This window comes from Leclercia sp. UBA7405 (assembly GCF_037152215.1).
In the GTDB taxonomy this organism is placed as follows: Bacteria; Pseudomonadota; Gammaproteobacteria; order Enterobacterales; family Enterobacteriaceae; genus Enterobacter; species Enterobacter pneumoniae.
Genome location: NZ_JBBCMR010000004.1, coordinates 208,471 through 227,544, shown reverse-complemented (window position 1 = coordinate 227,544; position 19,074 = coordinate 208,471). Strand labels below are relative to the sequence as shown.

Sequence of the window (19,074 nt, the reverse complement as noted above, 5' to 3'; positions counted from 1 at the left end):
CTTTGAGTGCCCACACAGATTGTCTGATAAATTGTTAAAGAGCAGTGCAACGCGGCTTTCAGCTCACCGTTGCGAGGTGGCGTATATTACGCTTTCCTCTTTCAGAGTCAAGCGTTTATTTTCGCTTTTCTCTGCTGGCGTTCATCTCTGAACCCCGCTAACCCGGCGGCCTGTAAGCCGTTGTTCCGTGTCAGTGGAGGCGCATTATAGGGAGTTCTTCGGCGGTGACAAGAGTAAATTTGAAAAAAGTTTCTGACCGTGTTTTTTTTCACCAGATTGACCATTCCAGCGCCAGTAATTGCGCTATTTGCTGTTTTTGCCACCATAATCACACTGCTGATGGCATACTCAATAGCATGAGAAATTAAGGAATATGCGTTATGCCATTAAGCGCACAGCAGCTGGCGGCCCAAAAAAACCTCTCTTATATGCTGGCAGAGAAGCTAGCCCAGCGAATTTTGACGGGTGTCTATGCGCCAGGAACGATTCTCCCGGGGGAACTGGAACTCGGTGAACAGTTTGGCGTTAGTCGTACCGCCGTTCGGGAAGCCGTAAAGACATTAACCGCAAAGGGCATGGTATTACCTCGCCCGCGTATCGGTACGCGCGTATTGCCGCAAAGTAACTGGAACTTCCTCGATCAGGAATTGCTCTCCTGGTGGATGACCGAACAAAACTTTAATCAGGTTATTGAGTATTTCCTTGTTATGCGCAGCAGCCTGGAGCCTCAGGCTTGCTTGCTGGCCGCAACGCAGGGAACGGCAGAGCAGAAAGCACGTCTGAATACATTGATGGCAGAGATGGTGGAACTGAAGAGGAAGTTTAATCGTGAACGCTGGATTGAAGTGGATATGGCCTGGCATGAACATGTCTACGAGATGAGCGGCAACCCCTTCCTGACCTCGTTCGCTTCGCTGTTCCACTCGATCTATCACACCTATTTCACCTCTATTACCCAGGATGAAGTGGTGAAGCTGGATTTACACCAGGCCATTGTCGACGCCATTCTCGAGAGCGATGGGCCGCGAGCCCTGAGCGCCAGTCAGGCATTACTTGCCGCACCAGCCAGGTAGAGGACAATGAATGACCATTAAAAAAGCGCGCAGTATGGCCGGCCTGCCGTGGATAGCGGCGATGGCCTTCTTTATGCAGGCGCTCGATGCCACCATCCTTAACACCGCGCTTCCCGCCATTGCCGAAAGTCTGAATCGCTCTCCACTGGCGATGCAGTCAGCCATTATCAGTTATACCCTGACGGTGGCGATGTTGATCCCGGTTAGCGGCTGGCTAGCCGACCGTTTCGGTACGCAGCGTGTCTTTATGGTGGCGGTATCGCTGTTCACACTGGGATCGCTGGCTTGCGCGCTCTCAGGATCGTTAACTGAACTGGTTATCTTCCGTGTGCTTCAGGGCGTTGGCGGGGCGATGATGATGCCTGTCGCGCGTCTGGCACTCTTACGGGCCTATCCACGCAGTGAATTGTTGCCGGTACTGAATTTCGTGACGATGCCAGGGCTGGTTGGGCCGATACTGGGCCCGGTGCTGGGCGGCGTGTTTGTGACCTGGGCGAGCTGGCACTGGATATTCTTGATTAACATTCCTATCGGAATTGCCGGGCTCCTTTACGCCCGTAAGTGCATGCCCAACTTCACCACGCCGCGGCGGAAGTTTGATATGCGCGGTTTCTTCCTGTTTGGCCTGAGCCTTGTGCTCTTCTCGAGCGGAATGGAGCTTTTTGGCGAAAAGATTGTTGCCAGTGGGTTAGCGCTGTCGGTCATCTTCAGTGGGGTTGTGCTTTTTCTTCTTTATATACGTCACGCGCGTCGTCATCCCACACCGCTCATATCACTCTCTCTGTTCAACACCCGTACCTTTTCAGTCGGCATTGCCGGAAATATCGCTTCACGTCTCGGTACCGGTTGTGTGCCGTTTCTGATGCCGTTGATGCTGCAGGTAGGTTTTGGATACCCGGCGCTTATCGCGGGCTGCATGATGGCCCCTACGGCAGTGGGATCGATTCTGGCTAAGTCAGGTGTGACGCAAGTACTGCGCCGGTTGGGTTACCGTAAAACCCTGGTAGGCGTCACCATCTTCATTGGCGTGATGATTGCGCAATTTTCACTGCAGTCTGCGGCGCTGCCGGTGTGGATGCTGATCTTGCCATTGTTTGTATTGGGGATGGCGATGTCGACGCAGTTTACCTCGATGAATACTATCACCCTCGCGGATCTCACCGATGAAAACGCCAGCAGCGGTAACAGCGTGCTGGCCGTGGCGCAGCAACTCTCAATCAGTCTGGGCGTTGCGGTTAGTGCGGCAGTTCTGCGGTTCTATGAAGGTTTCGACGGTTCTAATACCGTCGAGCAATTCCACTATACCTTTTTAACGATGGGAGCCTTAACGGTGGTCTCGGCGCTGGTCTTTATGTTGTTGAAGCCGAAAGATGGCAGCAACATGATTAAAGAGCGTCACAAACCTAAACCGACCCCCGTTCCATCAGAACAGGAGTAAGCTGCAGCCGCTGTTGCTGCAGCGCGGGTTGCGCCATTCGATGGATCAGCACGTCAATGGCCAGCTCTCCCAGTTCATCTTTAGGTTGATGAATGGTAGTGAGCGGCGGTGTCATATAGCGCGCCAGTTCGATGTCGTCGTAACCCACAATGGCAATGTCGTCCGGCACGCGAAGTCCCGCCTGATATAACGCCTGATAAGCCCCAACCGCCATAGCATCGTTGCCAATAAATACTGCCTGCGGCCGCTCTGCTTTTTGCAGCAGCGTCTGCATCGCCTCGTAACCCCCGCTGAACTCAAAATCGCCGGTAATTTGATAGCCATCCGGGACGGGTAAACCTGCACGCGCCATGGCGACCAGAAAACCCTCCAGGCGCAGGCGTGCCGGCGTTTTATCCAGCGGCCCGGTTATGCAGGCGATGCGGGTATGGCCTTTATCGATAAGATGCTGGGTCGCCATGTCGCCCCCCAGCAGGGAGTTATCCTGAATCAGATCGCTGGTGCCGTCGAACGGCGCCCAGTCCATCATTACCGTCGGAACGGAAGGGTAGCGTTGGATAATCTCCTTCGACGGCTGATGCGTTTCGGTGCATAGCAGCAGTAACCCATCGACGCGTTTCTGCATCAGCGTTTCCAGATTACTGTTCATACGTTGCTCGTCACCTTCGGTATTACACAGCACGAGGCTATAGCCCCGTTCAAAGCAGCTGCGCTCTACGCCGCGAACAAGTTCCGAATAAAAGGGGTTGGTACTGGCGGTAATAAGCATACCGATGGTGCGCGTCTGGTTGAGCTTAAGACTGCGCGCCAGCGCCGAAGGCGCATAGTTGAGTTCTTTGACTGCAGCTTCAACTTTCTCCCTGATCGCCTCACTGACGAAACGATCCTTATTGATAACGTGGGAGACAGTGGAAGTAGAAACGCCCGCCATGCGGGCGACATCTTTCATTGTAGCCAAGCATTACCCCTGTTGACTTAAGAAGTCATCAATCTCGTTACGCCACGGAACGGAAGGCTGAGCACCTTTACGGGTTACCGCAATTGCGGCAGCGGCATGTGCAAAGCGGATGGCATCGTCCAGAGATGAGCCTTCCAGCAGCGCGGTCACCAGCGCGCCGTTAAAGGTATCGCCCGCGGCAATGGTATCGATCGCTTTCACGCGGAATCCAGCCACGCGACGACCTTCCCCCTTGACGCTGGCCCACACGCCGCGACTGCCAAGCGTGATGATAACGGTTTCGATGCCTTTATCATGTAACGCCTTTGCCGCACGCGCCGCGTCGTCGTCGTTTTCAACGCGAATGCCCGTCAGCTTTTCCGCTTCGGTTTCGTTAGGAGTGATGATATCCACCAGCGCCAGTAGCTCGTCTGATAATACACGGGCCGGCGCAGGATTAAGTACGACAGTGGTATGATTTTCATGCGCAATTTTCGCGGCTTCAAGTACGCTTTCTACCGGCGACTCCAGCTGCATAAGCAGAGCCTGAGCGCCTGCAATAATGTCACGCTGCGCCTCCACCCTTTCGGTGGTCAGCTGGGCGTTTGCGCCCGCATGAATACCGATAACATTCTCACCTTCGCCGTTGACGAAAATTAACGCCACCCCGGTAGACTCGCCTTTGACCACACTGATCGGCGTAATATCGATATTGTCGCGTTGCAGCTGCTGACAAACGCGCTCGCCAGTATCGTCATCGCCCGTACAGGCAATAAACGCAATGCTGGCACCGCTGCGCCCGGCGGCAACGGCCTGATTGGCACCTTTACCACCAAATGCAACCTGATACTGGTTACCGGTTACGGTTTCGCCTGGGGAGGGGAATGAATCAAGGTTAAGAATGTGATCGGCATTAATACTGCCAAGGACGACGAGCTTACCTGCGGTTTTCATAATTGAGTGTCCATCTGAGAGCGCCACCGGGGTGACCCGGTGGCGTATGCCACACTTTTCTTTATATGTTGTCCTTCAGGCAGCCTGTTACTGCCTGAGCTGCATATTACTGCTTGATGACCAGTTTCAGGTCAACGGGATATTTGGCCTGAACTTTTTCGCCCTTCAGCACTTTGTCAGCAGTCTGCACGCCAGTAACGCCGATCTGCTCAGGCAGCTGAGCAATGGTCGCAGCCAGTTTGCCATCATTTACCGCTTTTTCACCATCAGGCGTGCCGTCAAATCCAACCACCATCACATCTGATTTACCTGCGGTCTGCAATGCACGCAGCGCGCCCAGAGCCATTTCATCGTTCTGAGCAAATACCGCTTTAACATCCGGATGCGCGGTCAGCAGGTTCTGCATGACGTTCAGACCCTTAGTGCGGTCGAAGTCAGCGGGCTGGCTCGCCAGGACGTTAAATTTGTGGGCAGCAACGGCCTGCTGGAAGCCTTCACCACGCTCACGGGCAGCAGAGGTACCGGCGATACCCTGCAGTTCGATCACTTTCGCGCCTTCACCCGCTTTCTTCGCGATGTAGTCACCGGCAATCTTGCCACCCAGAACGTTGTCAGAGGCGATATGGCTTACCACTTCACCTTTGCTTGCCTGACGGTCAAGGGTAATGACCGGGATGTTAGCCTGGTTAGCCATCTTCACGGCGTTACCTACCGCGTCGGAATCGGTTGGGTTGATCAGCAGAATTTTAGTACCGCGAACGGTCAAGTCCTGAACGTTAGCCAGCTCTTTCGCCGGGTTATTCTGGGAGTCCAGAACCACCAGGTTATAGCCCAGTTTGTCTGCTTCTTTCTGTGCGCCATCCTTCAGGGAGACGAAGAACGGGTTATTCAGCGTAGAGATGACCAGCGCGATGGTGTCTTTCGCCATTGCGTTCGCACTCACGGTTGCGCTCAGTGCTACAGCAGAAACCAGGGTAGCCAGTTTTTTCATGTTCATATCAGAGATGTCCTGTAGTGTCGTCAGTTACTGTTTTTTGTTGTCTACCAGTACCGCCAGCAAAATCACCACTGCTTTAACGATCATCTGGTAATAGGAGGAAACACCTAGCAAATTCAAACCATTATTCAGGAAACCGAGGATCAATGCGCCGATCAGGGTCCCAACAATACGACCTTTACCACCCGCGAGGCTGGTACCGCCCAGCACGACTGCCGCAATGGCATCCAGCTCATAGCCCGTACCCGCCGTCGGCTGTGCCGAGGAGAGACGCGCCACTTCGATAATGCCTGCCAAAGACGCCAGCAGGCCGGACAGAGAGTAAACGATAATTTTGACTTTATTAACGCTGATACCGGACAGGCGCGTTGCCGCTTCGTTCCCCCCCAGGGCATAGATATAACGGCCCAGGCGGGTATGGTGCAGCATGTACCACGCCGCCAGGAAGACAAACCCCATGATCCAGACCGGGGTCGGAATGCCCAGCGGACGGCCAATACCAAACCAGCCAAACAGATCGGCGTTGTCGGTAAAGCCGGTATTTACCGGACTACCATTGGTATAAACCATGGTGACACCACGCAGCAGCAGCATCATAACCAGCGTGGCGATAAACGCCTGGACGCGGCCTTTGGCCACAATCACACCGGTTACCGCACCAATTGCCGCGCCGGCAGCCAGTGCAGCGGCCACGGCCACCAGCGCATTAACTTCAACGCCAACAATCGACGCAGCGATGGCGCCGGTTAGCGCCAGCAGAGAACCGACGGACAGGTCGATCCCCGATGTTAAGATCACCAGCGTCATCCCGACCGCCATAATGGCGTTCACAGATGTCTGCTGAAGGATATTGAACAGGTTATTAACGGTAAAAAAGTTCGGGCTCATGGTAGAGACAATCGCGATCAGCACCAGCAGGGCAATCAGCGATTTTTGTTCCATCAACCATGCCTTAGTGAAATAACGGCGACCAGAAACAGCCTGGGTAGTCATCTTCTTACTCCTGATTCACGCGATTAAGCTTGCCCACAGCGGCAGCCATCAGAACTTCCTGGGTGGCCTGCTCGCGAGTGAATTCACCGCCGAGATGCCCTTCGTGCATAACAATAATGCGATCGCTCATGCCTAATACTTCTGGCATCTCGGAAGAGACCAGAATGATGCTCAGGCCATCGGCCTTGAACTGGTTAATGAGCTGATAGATCTCTTTTTTCGCCCCAACGTCTACACCACGGGTTGGCTCATCGAGGATGAGAACCTTCGGGCGCGTCATCAGGCCGCGGGCAATGGCCACTTTCTGCTGGTTACCACCGGATAACAGGCCAATCGCCTGATCCATCGATGGCGTTTTCACATTAAAGAGGCGCATAAAATCGCTGACCGCCTGCTGCTCGTCTTTATGTTTCACGCTACCGCCGCTACGGCTGAAGTAACGCAGCGCGGTTAAAGACATGTTCTCTTTAACCGACATACCGAGCACCAGACCGTCACGTTTACGATCTTCAGAAATGTAGACGATGCCGTTTGCCAGTCCATCCTGCGGTGAACGGGTGACCACTTCATGACCATCAAGCGTCACATAACCGCTGGTACGGGGCAGCGCTCCGTAGAGGACTTTCATGAGTTCGGTACGCCCGGCACCCATTAGCCCTGCCACGCCGAGAATCTCACCCTGACGCAGCGTAAAGCTCACATCGCTCACTCCAGGGCCGCAGAGATTATCCACCTTCAGACGCAGCGCACCCGGTGCTTTATCGAGACGGGGATATTGATCTTCCAGCTTACGTCCCACCATCATTTCAATCAGCGTATCTTCGTTGAGCGTCGCCACTTCACGTTCGGCAATAAACTGCCCGTCACGGAAGACAGTCACGTCATCGCAAATCTCGAAGATCTCTTTCATGCGGTGTGAGATATAGACCACGCCGCGCCCCTGCGCTTTTAGCTCGCGGATAACGCGGAACAGGGATTCGGTTTCGGTATCAGTGAGCGCATCGGTCGGTTCATCCATAACGATAACCTTCGACTCGAAGCTCAACACCTTGGCGATTTCCACCATCTGTTGATCGCCAATGGAGAGGTCGCCTACCAGCCGGTCGCTCTTAAAGCGCAGGTTGAGCTTCGCCAGCAGCTTATCGGCTTCGGCATACATGGTTTTCCAGTCAATTTTGCCAAAGCGATTAACAAATTCGCGGCCCAGGAAGATGTTCTCCGCAATGGTGAGTTGCGGGATCAGGTTCAGCTCCTGGTGGATAATGCCGATACCGGCTTCCTGCGAGGATTTGGGACCCGTAAAGGTCGTCTCCTGGCCCAGCCACAGCAGCGAACCGGCATCGCGTTGATAGATACCGGTAAGCACTTTCATCATGGTGGATTTGCCGGCGCCGTTTTCACCCACCAGCGCCATCACGCGTCCGGCGTAAACATTTAGCGCCGCGCCGGAGAGGGCCTTTACGCCCGGGAACGACTTATCGATCCCTTTGAGTTGCAATAATGCGTCCATGATGGCCTCAGAAGGTGACGCCAGCACAGAGAATGATATTCGCATACGGGGAACACTCCCCGCTGCGAATCACCGCCTGACTGTCTGCGGTTTGTTGTTTGAACTGTTCGTGCGTTGTGTAACGAATTTCTATGGTGTTTCCCTGGTGTTGTTGCAGTTGCTCAATGTGGCTGAGCAACGTTTCGTGGAGTTGCGGATTATTTTGTTTAATCTCCGTCGCGAGAATGGCCGCCTCAACCTGCATCTCCGCCGTCACCACTTCCAGTACCTGCATAAACGAGGGCACACCCTGCGTTAATGCCATATCAATACGGGTTGTGCTACGGGGAACCGGTAAGCCTGCATCGCAAACCACCAGCGTATCGGTATGCCCAAGCCGGGAAATAACCGATGAGATATCTGCGTTAAGTACGGTGCCTTTCTTCATTTTTTTGCTCCACTAGCGAAACGTTTCGCTGAAGTGAGTTTAATCTGAGGCGTGTTCAGAAAACCATCATGACGTAGCAGAATTGTGATCGGCTTCGAAACGTTTCGCTAACCTAAACTGGCGGGATAAAAAAGAAGACGCCCGGCGGGGAGATCGCCGGGCGGAGGGGTTAAATCTCGACCTGTGTACCTAACTCTATGACGCGATTGGGCGGAATTTCAAACTGGTCAGGCGCACGCAGCGCGTTACGTTGCAGAATGAGATACAGCTTGCCGCGTAAACGTAGATACCACGGGCGTTTACCGATAATCAGCGATTCGTGCGACATGAAGAACGAGGTCTCCATCATCCGGCAGCTAAGTCCCTCCAGACCGCAGCGGTGGAACACCTCTTCGACGTTTGGCGTTTCGCGCCAGCCGTAGCTCGCCACTACGCGCCAGAAGGTCGGCGAGAGCTGCTCAATCTGCACGCGACGCACGTTATGCACGTAAGGGGCATCTTCAGTACGCAGTGTCAGCAGGATGACCCGCTCATGCAGCACCTTGTTGTGCTTGAGATTGTGCATCAGGGCAAACGGGATCACATTTAATGCGCGTGACATATATACCGCGGTACCTGGCACTCGCACCGGCGGGGATTTCTCCAGCGAGGCAATCATCGCCTCAAGGGAATTACCGTGTTCGTGCATGCGACGCAGCAGCCGGAAACGCTCGCTCTTCCAGGTGGTCATCACAATAAACATCACCAGACCCAGCGTCAGCGGCAACCAGCCACCGGAGACAATCTTATCGAGGTTGGCCGAGAACAGCGGTACGTCGATGCAGAGGAAAGCCACCAGGATGATGGCGACGAGGAATTTGTTCCAGTGCCAGTTGCGATAAGCCACCGTAGTAGAAAGAATCGAGGTCAGCACCATGGTGCCGGTGACGGCGATACCGTAAGCCGCGGCCAGATTGCTGGAGTGTTCGAAGCTAACAATAACGATAACTACCGCAAAGTAGAGCAGCCAGTTAATGAAAGGGATGTAAATCTGTCCGGACTCCATTTCAGAGGTATGGATAATCCGCATCGGAGAGAGGTAGCCCAGACGAACGGCCTGACGGGTCAGAGAGAAGACGCCTGATATCACCGCCTGCGAGGCGATCACCGTCGCCAGGGTGGCGATGAACAGCATCGGCACCAGCGCCCACTCCGGTGCCAGCAGGAAGAACGGGTTTTTAATCGCTTCCGGGTTCTTCAGCAACAGCGCGCCCTGACCAAAGTAGTTAAGCACCAGCGAGGGCAGCACGACCGAGAACCATGCGAGGCGAATCGGCAATTTACCGAAGTGGCCCATATCCGCATAGAGTGCTTCCACGCCAGTAATAGAGAGCACCACCGCGCCCAGCGCGACAAAGGAGACGGTTTTATACTCCATGAAGAAGTGGACCGCCCAGGCAGGATTCAGCGCCTGCAGCACTTCCGGGTTGGCGATAATACCGCGCAGGCCCAGCACCGCCAGAATCAGGAACCACGCCAGCATAATCGGGGCAAAAAGCTTACCCACCAGCCCGGTTCCGTGCTTCTGAATCGCAAATAGCAGTGTTAACACCAGAATCGAGAGCGGCACAATCCAGGTATCAAGCTCCGGCGCGATAATCTCCAGCCCCTCGATGGCGGACATCACCGATATCGCCGGGGTTATCACCACCTCGCCATAAAAGAAACTGCCGCCTATCAGGCCGATGATGACCAGAAACGAGGTCATTTTTGGCGAGGTATTACGCCCGGCCAGAGACATCAGGGTCAGGATCCCGCCTTCACCGGCGTTATCCGCGCGCATGACGAACGACAGGTATTTAATAGAAACAACACAGATGAGAAGCCAGAAAATCAGGGATAAAAAACCGAACACAGCGTCACGTTCAACGCCAAAACCAAACTGACCGGACAAACATTCGCGTAGCGTATAAAGCGGGCTGGTGCCAATATCACCGTAGACAACCCCGATCGCCGCAAGCGTGATTGCGGGTAATGATTGCTTATTCTCAGTGCTCATAGACTAGTCTTTTCGTTGATATAACAAATGTGTGCTTAGTCCCTTGGCCCACAAAAAGGCGCACAGTATGCACGATTCATTGCAAAATCGTACCCCTAAATGCAGTCCGCTTAACGTAACGCAAAGAAAATAGCGCCGCACTTCAGTCTATTACCAGCGCATGACGAAACGTCTATACTCGCTTCAACTAGCCGGATCCACGGCGAAAGGATGCAGAATAATTATGGCTCACACTCATTTATTAGCAGAAAGAATTTCTCGTCTAAGCAGTGCGTTAGAAAAAGGGCTGTTCGAACGTAGCCACGCCATTCGGCTCTGTTTACTGGCAGCACTGAGCGGTGAAAGCGTCTTTCTACTTGGCCCACCGGGCATTGCCAAAAGCCTGATCGCCCGCCGTCTGAAGTTTGCTTTTCAGCATGCCCGGGCATTCGAATACCTGATGACGCGCTTCTCCACGCCGGAAGAGGTATTCGGTCCCCTCTCCATTCAGGCGTTAAAAGATGAAGGGCGGTATGAACGACTGACTACAGGATATCTGCCCGAAGCGGAAATCGTTTTTCTTGATGAGATATGGAAAGCCGGTCCGGCGATCCTGAATACCTTGCTTACCGCCATTAACGAACGCCGCTTCCGTAACGGTGCCCACGAAGAGAAGATCCCCATGCGCTTGCTGGTGGCCGCATCGAATGAGCTGCCAGAGGCTGACAGCAGCCTGGAAGCGCTGTATGACCGTATGCTGATTCGCCTGTGGCTCGACAAGGTTCAGGATAAGGCCAATTTCCGCTCGTTGCTGATTAGCCAGCAGGATGAAAATGACAACCCGGTTCCCGCCGGGCTGCAGGTTACCGATGAAGAGTACCAGCAGTGGCAAGGAGAGATCGGCAAAATCACCCTGCCGGATGCGGTCTTTGACCTGATCTTTATGTTACGTCAGCAACTGGATAACCTGTCTGGCGCGCCGTACGTGTCGGATCGCCGCTGGAAAAAAGCGATCCGCTTGCTGCAGGCCAGCGCCTTCTTTAGCGGCCGCGATGCGGTCGCGCCTATCGACCTCATTCTGTTGAAAGATTGTCTCTGGCACGACGCGAATGGCATGAATCTGATGCAGCAACAGCTGGAAGTATTGATGACCGGGCATGCCTGGGGTCAGCAGGAGATGCTCAACCAGCTCGGTGCCATATCGCAACGACGCATTCAGTTGCAGCAGCAACAGAGTGATAAAACAGCACTACGCGTCAGCCGACAGAGCGGCATGTTTGCCCGTAAACCGCACTACGAGCTGCCCGAGGAGCTGAGCGAGACCACGCTGACACTGTTACTCCAGCAGCCGCTCAAACTGCACGATATGCAGGTGATTCATGTCACTATCGAGCGCGAGCCTCTGGCCCAGTGGCTTAGCAAGGGTGGCGAAATCCGCGGCAAACTCAACGGCATTGGCTTTGCTCAGCCGTTGAACATGGAGGTGGACGGCAGTCTGCATCTGGTGATCCGCGACGTGAGTCTTCAGGGATCGCGCCTTGCGCTGCCCGGCAGCACCTCTGACAGCGTTCCCGACGAAATCACCCAGCAGCTGGAAGCGCTGGATAACGCCTGGCACCAGCAACATACGCGCTTTAGCGAGCAGCAAAAATGTCTGTTTATTCACAGCGACTGGTTAGGTCGTATCGAAGCCAGTCTGCAGGATGTAGGCGCGCAGATTAAACAGGCGCGTCAATGCTAACGCTGGATACCTTAAATATCATGCTGGCTGTGGGCGAAGAGGGGTTAATTGAGGAACTCGTTGTTGCGCTACTCGCCTCACCTCAGCTGGCGATCTTTTTTGAAAAGTTTCCCAAATTAAAAACAGCCATTACCGACGATCTTCCCCGCTGGCGAGAAGGATTGCGAAAGCGGATGAAGGACACGCGCGTTCCGCCCGAGCTGACTGAAGAGGTGATGTGCTATCAGCAAAGCCAGCTGCTCTCCACCCCGCAGCTGATTGTCCAGCTTCCGCAGATCCTGACTCTCCTGGATAACGTCCATTCGCCATTCGCAAGCCAGGCCCGACAGCTGGTGGCGGATAACGCCACCTTTACGCCTGCGCTCCACACGCTGTTCCTCCAGCGTTGGCGCCTGAGCTTAGTGGTGCAGGCCACGACGCTTAATCAGCAATTGCTGGAGGAAGAGCGCGAACAATTACTCAGTGAAGTGCATGAACGTATGACCCTGGCTGGCGCGCTGGAGCCGGTACTGGTCGAGAATGACAACGCCGCTGGTCGGCTATGGGACATGAGTGCAGGTCAGCTTAAACGCGGCGACTATCAGTTGATTGTCCGCTACGGCGATTTTCTTACGCAGCAACCCGAACTGATGCAGCTGGCGGAACAGCTGGGGCGCTCCAGAGAGGCCAAATCAGTTCCAAAGAAAGACGCGCCGATGGAGACCTTCCGTACCCTGGTACGTGAACCGGCCACCGTGCCAGAACAGGTCGACGGGCTGCAACAGAGCGATGATATCCTGCGGCTGTTACCGCCTGAGCTGGCCACGCTGGGTATCACCGAACTGGAGTATGAGTTTTATCGACGGCTGGTGGAAAAACAGCTTCTCACTTATCGGCTACACGGTGAGGCCTGGCGGGAGAAGGTGAGTCAGCGACCGGTTGTGCATCAGGATTTTGATGAACAGCCGCGCGGTCCGTTTATCGTCTGTGTAGATACCTCGGGTTCGATGGGGGGCTTTAATGAGCAGTGCGCCAAGGCATTTTGTCTGGCGCTGATGCGGGTTGCCCTCGCCGATCGTCGCCGCTGCTTTATTATGCTCTTCTCCAGCGAAGTGGTGGGCTATGAACTGACAGGCCCGGAGGGGATAGAGCAGGCGATCCGCTTTCTCAGCCAGCGCTTTCGCGGCGGCACGGATCTCGCCAGCTGTTTTCGCGCCATTATCGAGCGCATGCAGGGCGGGGAGTGGTACGATGCGGACGCCGTGGTGATTTCTGACTTTATAGCCCAGCGATTGCCGGAAGAGGTGGTAAACAAAGTGAAGGTGTTGCAGCAGGTGCACCAGCATCGGTTCCATGCCGTAGCGATGTCGGCACATGGAAAACCCGGCATCATGCGCATCTTCGATCATATCTGGCGCTTTGATACCGGGTTACGTAGCCGCCTGCTTCGACGCTGGCGGCGTTAATTAAAGAAGGGCGTCGATGCTTTCACGCACCTGCTGTGGCCAGACACCGCACTGAACCTGGCCGATATGCGACAGCTGTAATAACAGCATCGTCAAACGTGACTGACCGATACCGCCACCAATCGTCTGCGGCATTTCACCGCGCAGCAGCGCCTGATGCCACTCCAGCTGCAGGCGATCTTCATCACCCGTAATAGAAAGCTGACGCTTCAGGGCTTCTGCATCGACACGGATCCCCATTGAAGAGAGTTCAAACGCATCTTCAAGGATAGGGTTCCACACCAGAATATCGCCGTTCAGACCCGCAAAACCGCTCTCGCTTTCACTGCTCCAGTCATCGTAGTCCGGGGCACGTACATCGTGGCGCTGACCATCGGACAGCTTGCCGCCGATACCAATCAGGAATACGGCACCCAACTCTTTAGCAATGGCACGCTCACGGCCTTTGGCATCCAGATCCGGATAACGGGTCAGAAGATCCTGGCTGTGAACGAACTGGATCGTCTCCGGCAGGAACGGGGTCAGCCCAAACTCTTTGTTCACGGCCGCTTCGGTCGCTTTGATCCCGGCGTAGATAGCTTCAACCGTGGATTTCAGCGTGCGGGTATGACGCTCGCCATCCCCCATGACACGTTCCCAGTCCCACTGGTCAACGTAGACAGAGTGAATAGCAGTAAGACGGTCTTCATCGGGGCGAAGGGCTTTCATGTGCGTGTAAAGCCCTTCGCCCGCGCTGAAGTCGTGTTGTCCCAGGGTTTGACGCTTCCACTTCGCCAGTGAATGAACCACTTCGAACTGGGCGTCTGGCAGTGTTTTCACTTTAACCTGAACCGCTTTTTCGCAACCAGACAGGTTATCTTGCGTCCCATCGCCCACACGGCTGAGGATAGGTGCCTGCACTTCTATCAGGCCCAGCCTCTCTTCCAACTGGCGGGAAAAGTGGGATTTAACGAAACTGATCTGGCGTTGTTTTGCGATGTATGCGGTTTTCATATTTATACTCCTGCGTCCTGTTGCAATTGATTAAGCAACAAAAAACGCCGCCATACAATAATCCAACAATAAAATGCCAACTACACTTTTGATTCGTTAAAATAAGACGCTAAAATAGAGCAAATCAGCAATCTACATAAGAAAAACCTATGGAAAATTATCAGATCGACAATCTGGACCGGGGCATCCTGGAAGCGTTAATGGCCAATGCCCGCACCGCCTATGCTGAGCTGGCCAAACAATTTGGCGTCAGTCCAGGTACCATCCATGTGCGCGTAGAGAAGATGAAGCAGGCGGGCATTATTACCGGCGCCCATATTGATGTCAGCCCTAAGCAGCTGGGCTACGACGTCTGCTGCTTTATTGGCATCATACTGAAGAGCGCGAAAGACTATCCTTCGGCGCTGGCCAGGCTGAACGCGCTGGATGAAGTCACCGAGGCGTACTACACCACAGGCCATTACAGCATCTTTATAAAAGTAATGTGCCGATCGATCGATGCCCTGCAGCAGGTACTTATCAACAAGATCCAAACAATCGATGAAATCCAGTCCACCGAAACCTTGATCTCCCTGCAGAACCCGATCATGCGTACCATCCGCCCCTGATCGGGAAAAATTATTCCCACATTTTCCACAGGTAGATCCCAGCTCGCTCACAGCGTACAATGTTTCCCTCTTTATATGAGCGAGCGATCCATGGCAGACATTACTCTTATCAGCGGTAGCACCCTTGGCGGTGCAGAATATGTTGCAGAGCACCTGGCTGAAAAGCTGGAAGAGGCCGGTTTTTCTACTGAAACCCTGCACGGGCCGTTGCTGGAGGATCTCTCTGTGGAGGGGATCTGGCTGTTGATCACCTCGACCCATGGTGCGGGCGATCTCCCCGATAACCTCCAGCCCCTTTACGATGAACTGCAGGAACAGCAGCCAGACCTCTCCGGCGTGCGTTTCGGTTCAATTGGTATTGGCAGCCGCGAATATGACACCTTCTGTGGTGCGGTGGACAAAGTTGATGCCGCATTTACCGCCTGTGGGGCAAAACAGATTGGCGAAACGCTGAAGATCAACGTCCTCGATCATGACATTCCGGAAGATCCAGCCGAAGAATGGTTGGGTAAATGGAAAAATTTACTCAAAAACGATTAAAGATCGCGCGAACAGATGTGGATAACTCTGGTTAAAAGCTTGGATTAACCCGTAGTTATCCCACTAACAACCTTCGATTACTTTTTGTGCTGTGTATAACATCGCGATCTGATCCCAGCTTATACGTCGTAGGATCACCGATCATTCACAGCAAACGATCCTCTCTAACCGCATGATCTTATTTGTGAGATCCGGCTTATCCACAAGATCCGGCGATCCTAATAAGAGATCACAATAGAACAGATCTCTAAAGAAAGAGATCTTCTTTTTAATAGCCCAGGATCCCAGTGCTTTCTCGAAAGACTAAAGTTGAGTAGAATCCTCGGCCCGGGCTTCAATCCATTTTCAAACCGCTTTATGCGAGGCAGACCACCATGTTTTATCAGGATCCTTTTGACGTCATCATCATTGGCGGGGGTCATGCAGGCACTGAGGCCGCGATGGCCGCAGCGCGAATGGGTCAACAGACCCTGCTTTTGACACACAATATCGACACGCTGGGACAGATGTCCTGCAATCCGGCGATTGGCGGCATTGGGAAAGGACACCTGGTAAAAGAAGTGGATGCGCTTGGCGGCCTGATGGCAAAAGCGATCGATCAGGCCGGCATTCAGTTTAGGATACTAAACGCAAGCAAAGGCCCAGCCGTCCGTGCGACCCGTGCTCAGGCAGACCGCGTGCTCTACCGTCAGGCGGTACGCACTGCGCTGGAGAATCAACCGAACCTGATGATCTTCCAGCAGGCGGTTGAGGATCTGATTGTGGAAAACGATCGTGTCGTCGGTGCCGTAACCCAGATGGGGCTGAAATTCCGCGCGAAATCCGTGGTACTGACCGTGGGCACCTTCCTGGATGGCAAAATTCATATTGGAATGGATAACTACAGCGGTGGCCGTGCTGGCGATCCGCCGTCCATTTCGTTGTCGCGCCGTCTGCGTGAGCTGCCGTTGCGCGTTAATCGCCTGAAAACGGGGACACCGCCGCGTATTGACGCTCGTACCATCGATTTCAGCGTACTGGCGCAACAGCATGGTGATAACCCGATGCCGGTCTTCTCGTTCATGGGCAATGCGGCTCAACACCCGCAGCAGGTGCCGTGCTATATCACGCACACTAATGAAAAAACCCACGACGTGATCCGTAATAACCTTGATCGTAGCCCGATGTATGCCGGTGTGATCGAAGGGATCGGCCCGCGCTACTGCCCGTCGATCGAAGACAAGGTCATGCGCTTCGCCGATCGTAACCAACACCAGATCTTCCTCGAACCGGAAGGGCTGACCTCCAACGAAATTTACCCGAACGGTATCTCCACCAGCCTGCCGTTCGATGTACAGATGCAGATTGTGCGCTCCATGCAGGGCATGGAAAACGCGAAGATTGTGCGTCCTGGCTACGCCATTGAGTACGATTTCTTCGATCCGCGCGACCTGAAACCTACCCTCGAGAGCAAATACATCGAGGGGCTGTTCTTTGCCGGCCAGATCAATGGGACCACCGGTTACGAAGAGGCTGCCGCTCAGGGGTTACTGGCCGGTCTCAACGCCGCCCGTTTCTCCGCCGAAAAAGAGGGCTGGGCTCCGCGTCGCGATCAGGCATACCTTGGCGTGCTGGTAGACGATCTCTGTACGCTCGGAACCAAAGAGCCGTACCGCATGTTTACCTCCCGAGCGGAATACCGCCTGATGCTGCGTGAAGACAACGCTGACCTGCGTCTGACCGAAATGGGCCGTGAACTGGGACTGGTGGATGACGAACGCTGGGCGCGCTTCAACGAGAAACTGGAGCGCATCGAAACCGAACGTCAGCGCCTGAAATCGACCTGGGTGAATCCGCTCTCTGACTCAGCTGCTGAAGTGAACGCTCACTTAACTGCGCCACTCTCCAGAGAGGCCAGCGCAGAAGATCTGCTGCGTCGTCCAGAGATGACTTACGCACAGCTGATGCAGATGACGCCGTTCGCACCGGGCCTGGCAGATGCCGAAGCGGCCGAGCAGGTAGAAATTCAGGTGAAATACGAAGGCTATATCGCTCGCCAGCAGGACGAGATTGAAAAACAGCAGCGCAACGAAAACACCTTGCTGCCTGCCGTCCTGGATTACCGCCAGGTTACCGGTCTTTCCAACGAAGTGATCGCCAAGCTGAACGATCACAAGCCGGTCTCAATCGGTCAGGCATCGCGTATCTCTGGCGTGACGCCGGCTGCGATCTCAATTCTGCTGGTCTGGCTGAAAAAACAGGGTATGCTGCGCCGCAGTGCTTAAGATTTGTAAAATTGCCCGGTAAGGCTACGCTTACCGGGCGGATCGAACTTTACAGCAGAGGGAGCTGGCCTCCCTCTGACTGCATCTCAACAGGTATTCACCGTGCTTAACAAACTCTCTCGTCTGCTGGATGAAGCAGGTATTTCGCTCACCGATCACCAGAAAAATCAGCTGGTGGCCTATGTCGACATGCTGAACAAATGGAACAAAGCGTACAACCTGACCTCCGTACGCGACCCCAACGAGATGCTGGTACGTCATATCCTCGACAGTATCGTGGTGGCTCCCCATCTGGAAGGGGCGCGTTTTATCGATGTCGGTACCGGTCCGGGTCTGCCTGGCATTCCATTATCCATTGTGCGCCCTGAGTGCCAGTTCACGTTGCTGGATAGCCTTGGCAAGCGCGTGCGCTTCCTCAAACAGGTGCAGCATGAGCTGAAGCTGGAAAACATTACTCCTGTACAGAGCAGGGTAGAGGAGTTTCCGGCCGAGCCGCCGTTCGATGGGGTGATTAGCCGTGCCTTTGCTTCCCTGAATGATATGGTGAGCTGGTGTCATCACTTGCCGGGCGAGCAGGGGCGTTTTTATGCGCTGAAAGGGGTGATGCCGGAAGAGGAGATTGCGCTGTTGCCGTCGAAATACGCTGTCGAGAAGAGTGTGAAATTAAAGGTACCGCAGCTCACCGGAGAGCGTCATTTGGTGATAATTAAGCCAAACAATATTTAAAATATTAATAAAAAATGTGGAATTTGTGCTGTTCTTTGGGTGTTAAAAAGGCAGGCGTCATTCGAGAACAGGTCTGCCTTAATTTAACCTTGCTGTTACCGTGGATTTTCTTGCCGTTAACTATGGCATGTAGTTAACCAAAAATATAATCAACAGCGAAAGTATCAGCAGGCTAAAAGTCAAAAAAGGTCACTACGCTTAATGTTAAATATTTATTAAGAATGTCAATAAAAGGTTTTTATTGTGTACTGGTCTGTTTTAAAAATAGTTGGGTAAATTCGCCTTTATTTTCAGAAAGATGAATTAAAGCGTTTTAATTGTTTGATTTAAACGACCTTATCGTAAATGTGTATTTTGTGATCCCGTGCACGCTTTATCACCAACGTTTGCGCGCTGTTTGCAGTTTTGTAT

General features: G+C 53.8%; 16 protein-coding genes. 8 read left to right on the top strand and 8 right to left on the bottom strand.

From position 1 onward, the window contains the following. Window positions 1-380: 380 nt before the first annotated feature. A complete protein-coding gene (locus WFN75_RS19115) occupies window positions 381-1,073 on the top strand; it encodes a FadR/GntR family transcriptional regulator (protein WP_040077682.1) in 693 nt (230 codons plus the stop codon). Window positions 1,074-1,083: 10 nt separating this feature from the next. Next, window positions 1,084-2,511 carry a multidrug transporter subunit MdtD gene (mdtD, locus tag WFN75_RS19110; RefSeq protein WP_046886372.1) on the top strand — a complete coding sequence of 476 codons (1,428 nt, stop codon included), beginning with the start codon at window positions 1,084-1,086 and terminating at the stop codon, window positions 2,509-2,511. Here the strand turns inward: mdtD and rbsR are convergent. The 7 genes from rbsR to kup all read right to left on the bottom strand — a co-directional run bounded on the left by rbsR (window position 2,477) and on the right by kup (window position 10,367). After that, a complete protein-coding gene (rbsR, locus tag WFN75_RS19105; protein ID WP_154298904.1) occupies window positions 2,477-3,469 on the bottom strand; it encodes a ribose operon transcriptional repressor RbsR in 993 nt (330 codons plus the stop codon). The two genes, mdtD and rbsR, sit on opposite strands and share 35 nt — an antisense overlap. A 3-nt stretch (window positions 3,470-3,472) precedes the next feature. Beyond that, window positions 3,473-4,402 (bottom strand): ribokinase, encoded by a 930-nt coding sequence (rbsK, locus tag WFN75_RS19100; protein WP_212478230.1) that lies wholly within the window; start codon window positions 4,400-4,402, stop codon window positions 3,473-3,475. A gap of 106 nt (window positions 4,403-4,508) precedes the next feature. After that, window positions 4,509-5,399 (bottom strand): ribose ABC transporter substrate-binding protein RbsB, encoded by an 891-nt coding sequence (gene rbsB / locus WFN75_RS19095; protein WP_040077687.1) that lies wholly within the window; start codon window positions 5,397-5,399, stop codon window positions 4,509-4,511. Between the two features lie 27 nt (window positions 5,400-5,426). Beyond that, complete coding sequence (rbsC, locus tag WFN75_RS19090; protein WP_040077688.1) at window positions 5,427-6,392, bottom strand: ribose ABC transporter permease; 966 nt, start codon at window positions 6,390-6,392, stop codon at window positions 5,427-5,429. 4 nt (window positions 6,393-6,396) lie between these two features. After that, window positions 6,397-7,902, bottom strand: coding sequence for a ribose ABC transporter ATP-binding protein RbsA (gene rbsA, locus WFN75_RS19085; RefSeq protein ID WP_212478229.1), 1,506 nt, complete (start codon window positions 7,900-7,902; stop codon window positions 6,397-6,399). Between the two features lie 7 nt (window positions 7,903-7,909). Further along, the gene (gene rbsD, locus WFN75_RS19080; protein ID WP_040077691.1) at window positions 7,910-8,329 is read right to left on the bottom strand and encodes a D-ribose pyranase; all 420 of its coding nucleotides are present in this window, start codon (window positions 8,327-8,329) and stop codon (window positions 7,910-7,912) included. Window positions 8,330-8,498: 169 nt separating this feature from the next. Beyond that, window positions 8,499-10,367: a low affinity potassium transporter Kup gene (kup, locus tag WFN75_RS19075; RefSeq protein ID WP_046886368.1), complete on the bottom strand. Its 1,869-nt coding sequence runs from the start codon at window positions 10,365-10,367 to the stop codon at window positions 8,499-8,501. A 223-nt stretch (window positions 10,368-10,590) separates the two neighbouring features. On the opposite strand from kup, the gene ravA reads away from it, so the two are divergent. Both ravA and viaA read left to right on the top strand, forming a co-directional pair. Next, window positions 10,591-12,087, top strand: a complete 1,497-nt coding sequence (ravA, locus tag WFN75_RS19070) for an ATPase RavA (protein ID WP_263616583.1) — start codon at window positions 10,591-10,593, stop codon at window positions 12,085-12,087. Continuing rightward, window positions 12,081-13,532 carry an ATPase RavA stimulator ViaA gene (gene viaA / locus WFN75_RS19065; RefSeq protein WP_336996673.1) on the top strand — a complete coding sequence of 484 codons (1,452 nt, stop codon included), beginning with the start codon at window positions 12,081-12,083 and terminating at the stop codon, window positions 13,530-13,532. The genes ravA and viaA overlap by 7 nt, the downstream gene beginning before the upstream one ends. Here viaA and asnA read toward each other — a convergent pair whose 3' ends face one another. Next, a complete protein-coding gene (gene asnA, locus WFN75_RS19060; protein ID WP_336996672.1) occupies window positions 13,533-14,525 on the bottom strand; it encodes an aspartate--ammonia ligase in 993 nt (330 codons plus the stop codon). Between the two features lie 149 nt (window positions 14,526-14,674). Here asnA and asnC point away from each other — a divergent pair, with 149 nt between their 5' ends. The 4 genes from asnC to rsmG all read left to right on the top strand — a co-directional run bounded on the left by asnC (window position 14,675) and on the right by rsmG (window position 18,663). After that, window positions 14,675-15,133: a transcriptional regulator AsnC gene (asnC, locus tag WFN75_RS19055; RefSeq protein ID WP_023331653.1), complete on the top strand. Its 459-nt coding sequence runs from the start codon at window positions 14,675-14,677 to the stop codon at window positions 15,131-15,133. 90 nt (window positions 15,134-15,223) lie between these two features. Further along, on the top strand, window positions 15,224-15,673 hold the full coding sequence (gene mioC, locus WFN75_RS19050) for an FMN-binding protein MioC (protein WP_040077698.1): 450 nt from the start codon (window positions 15,224-15,226) through the stop codon (window positions 15,671-15,673). A gap of 374 nt (window positions 15,674-16,047) precedes the next feature. After that, complete coding sequence (gene mnmG / locus WFN75_RS19045; protein ID WP_046886365.1) at window positions 16,048-17,937, top strand: tRNA uridine-5-carboxymethylaminomethyl(34) synthesis enzyme MnmG; 1,890 nt, start codon at window positions 16,048-16,050, stop codon at window positions 17,935-17,937. A gap of 102 nt (window positions 17,938-18,039) precedes the next feature. After that, window positions 18,040-18,663 (top strand): 16S rRNA (guanine(527)-N(7))-methyltransferase RsmG, encoded by a 624-nt coding sequence (rsmG, locus tag WFN75_RS19040; protein ID WP_040077700.1) that lies wholly within the window; start codon window positions 18,040-18,042, stop codon window positions 18,661-18,663. The last annotated feature ends 411 nt before the right edge of the window (window positions 18,664-19,074 follow it).

What these genes read in the sequence shown, in the direction of transcription:
- WFN75_RS19115 (WP_040077682.1), top strand. Translation starts at nt 381, where the DNA reads ATGCCATTAAGCGCACAGCAGCTGGCGGCCCAAAAAAACCTCTCTTAT.
- mdtD (WP_046886372.1), top strand. Translation starts at nt 1,084, where the DNA reads ATGACCATTAAAAAAGCGCGCAGTATGGCCGGCCTGCCGTGGATAGCG.
- rbsK (WP_212478230.1), bottom strand. Translation starts at nt 4,402, where the DNA reads ATGAAAACCGCAGGTAAGCTCGTCGTCCTTGGCAGTATTAATGCCGAT.
- rbsB (WP_040077687.1), bottom strand. Translation starts at nt 5,399, where the DNA reads ATGAACATGAAAAAACTGGCTACCCTGGTTTCTGCTGTAGCACTGAGC.
- rbsC (WP_040077688.1), bottom strand. Translation starts at nt 6,392, where the DNA reads ATGACTACCCAGGCTGTTTCTGGTCGCCGTTATTTCACTAAGGCATGG.
- rbsA (WP_212478229.1), bottom strand. Translation starts at nt 7,902, where the DNA reads ATGGACGCATTATTGCAACTCAAAGGGATCGATAAGTCGTTCCCGGGC.
- rbsD (WP_040077691.1), bottom strand. Translation starts at nt 8,329, where the DNA reads ATGAAGAAAGGCACCGTACTTAACGCAGATATCTCATCGGTTATTTCC.
- kup (WP_046886368.1), bottom strand. Translation starts at nt 10,367, where the DNA reads ATGAGCACTGAGAATAAGCAATCATTACCCGCAATCACGCTTGCGGCG.
- ravA (WP_263616583.1), top strand. Translation starts at nt 10,591, where the DNA reads ATGGCTCACACTCATTTATTAGCAGAAAGAATTTCTCGTCTAAGCAGT.
- viaA (WP_336996673.1), top strand. Translation starts at nt 12,081, where the DNA reads ATGCTAACGCTGGATACCTTAAATATCATGCTGGCTGTGGGCGAAGAG.
- asnA (WP_336996672.1), bottom strand. Translation starts at nt 14,525, where the DNA reads ATGAAAACCGCATACATCGCAAAACAACGCCAGATCAGTTTCGTTAAA.
- asnC (WP_023331653.1), top strand. Translation starts at nt 14,675, where the DNA reads ATGGAAAATTATCAGATCGACAATCTGGACCGGGGCATCCTGGAAGCG.
- mioC (WP_040077698.1), top strand. Translation starts at nt 15,224, where the DNA reads ATGGCAGACATTACTCTTATCAGCGGTAGCACCCTTGGCGGTGCAGAA.
- mnmG (WP_046886365.1), top strand. Translation starts at nt 16,048, where the DNA reads ATGTTTTATCAGGATCCTTTTGACGTCATCATCATTGGCGGGGGTCAT.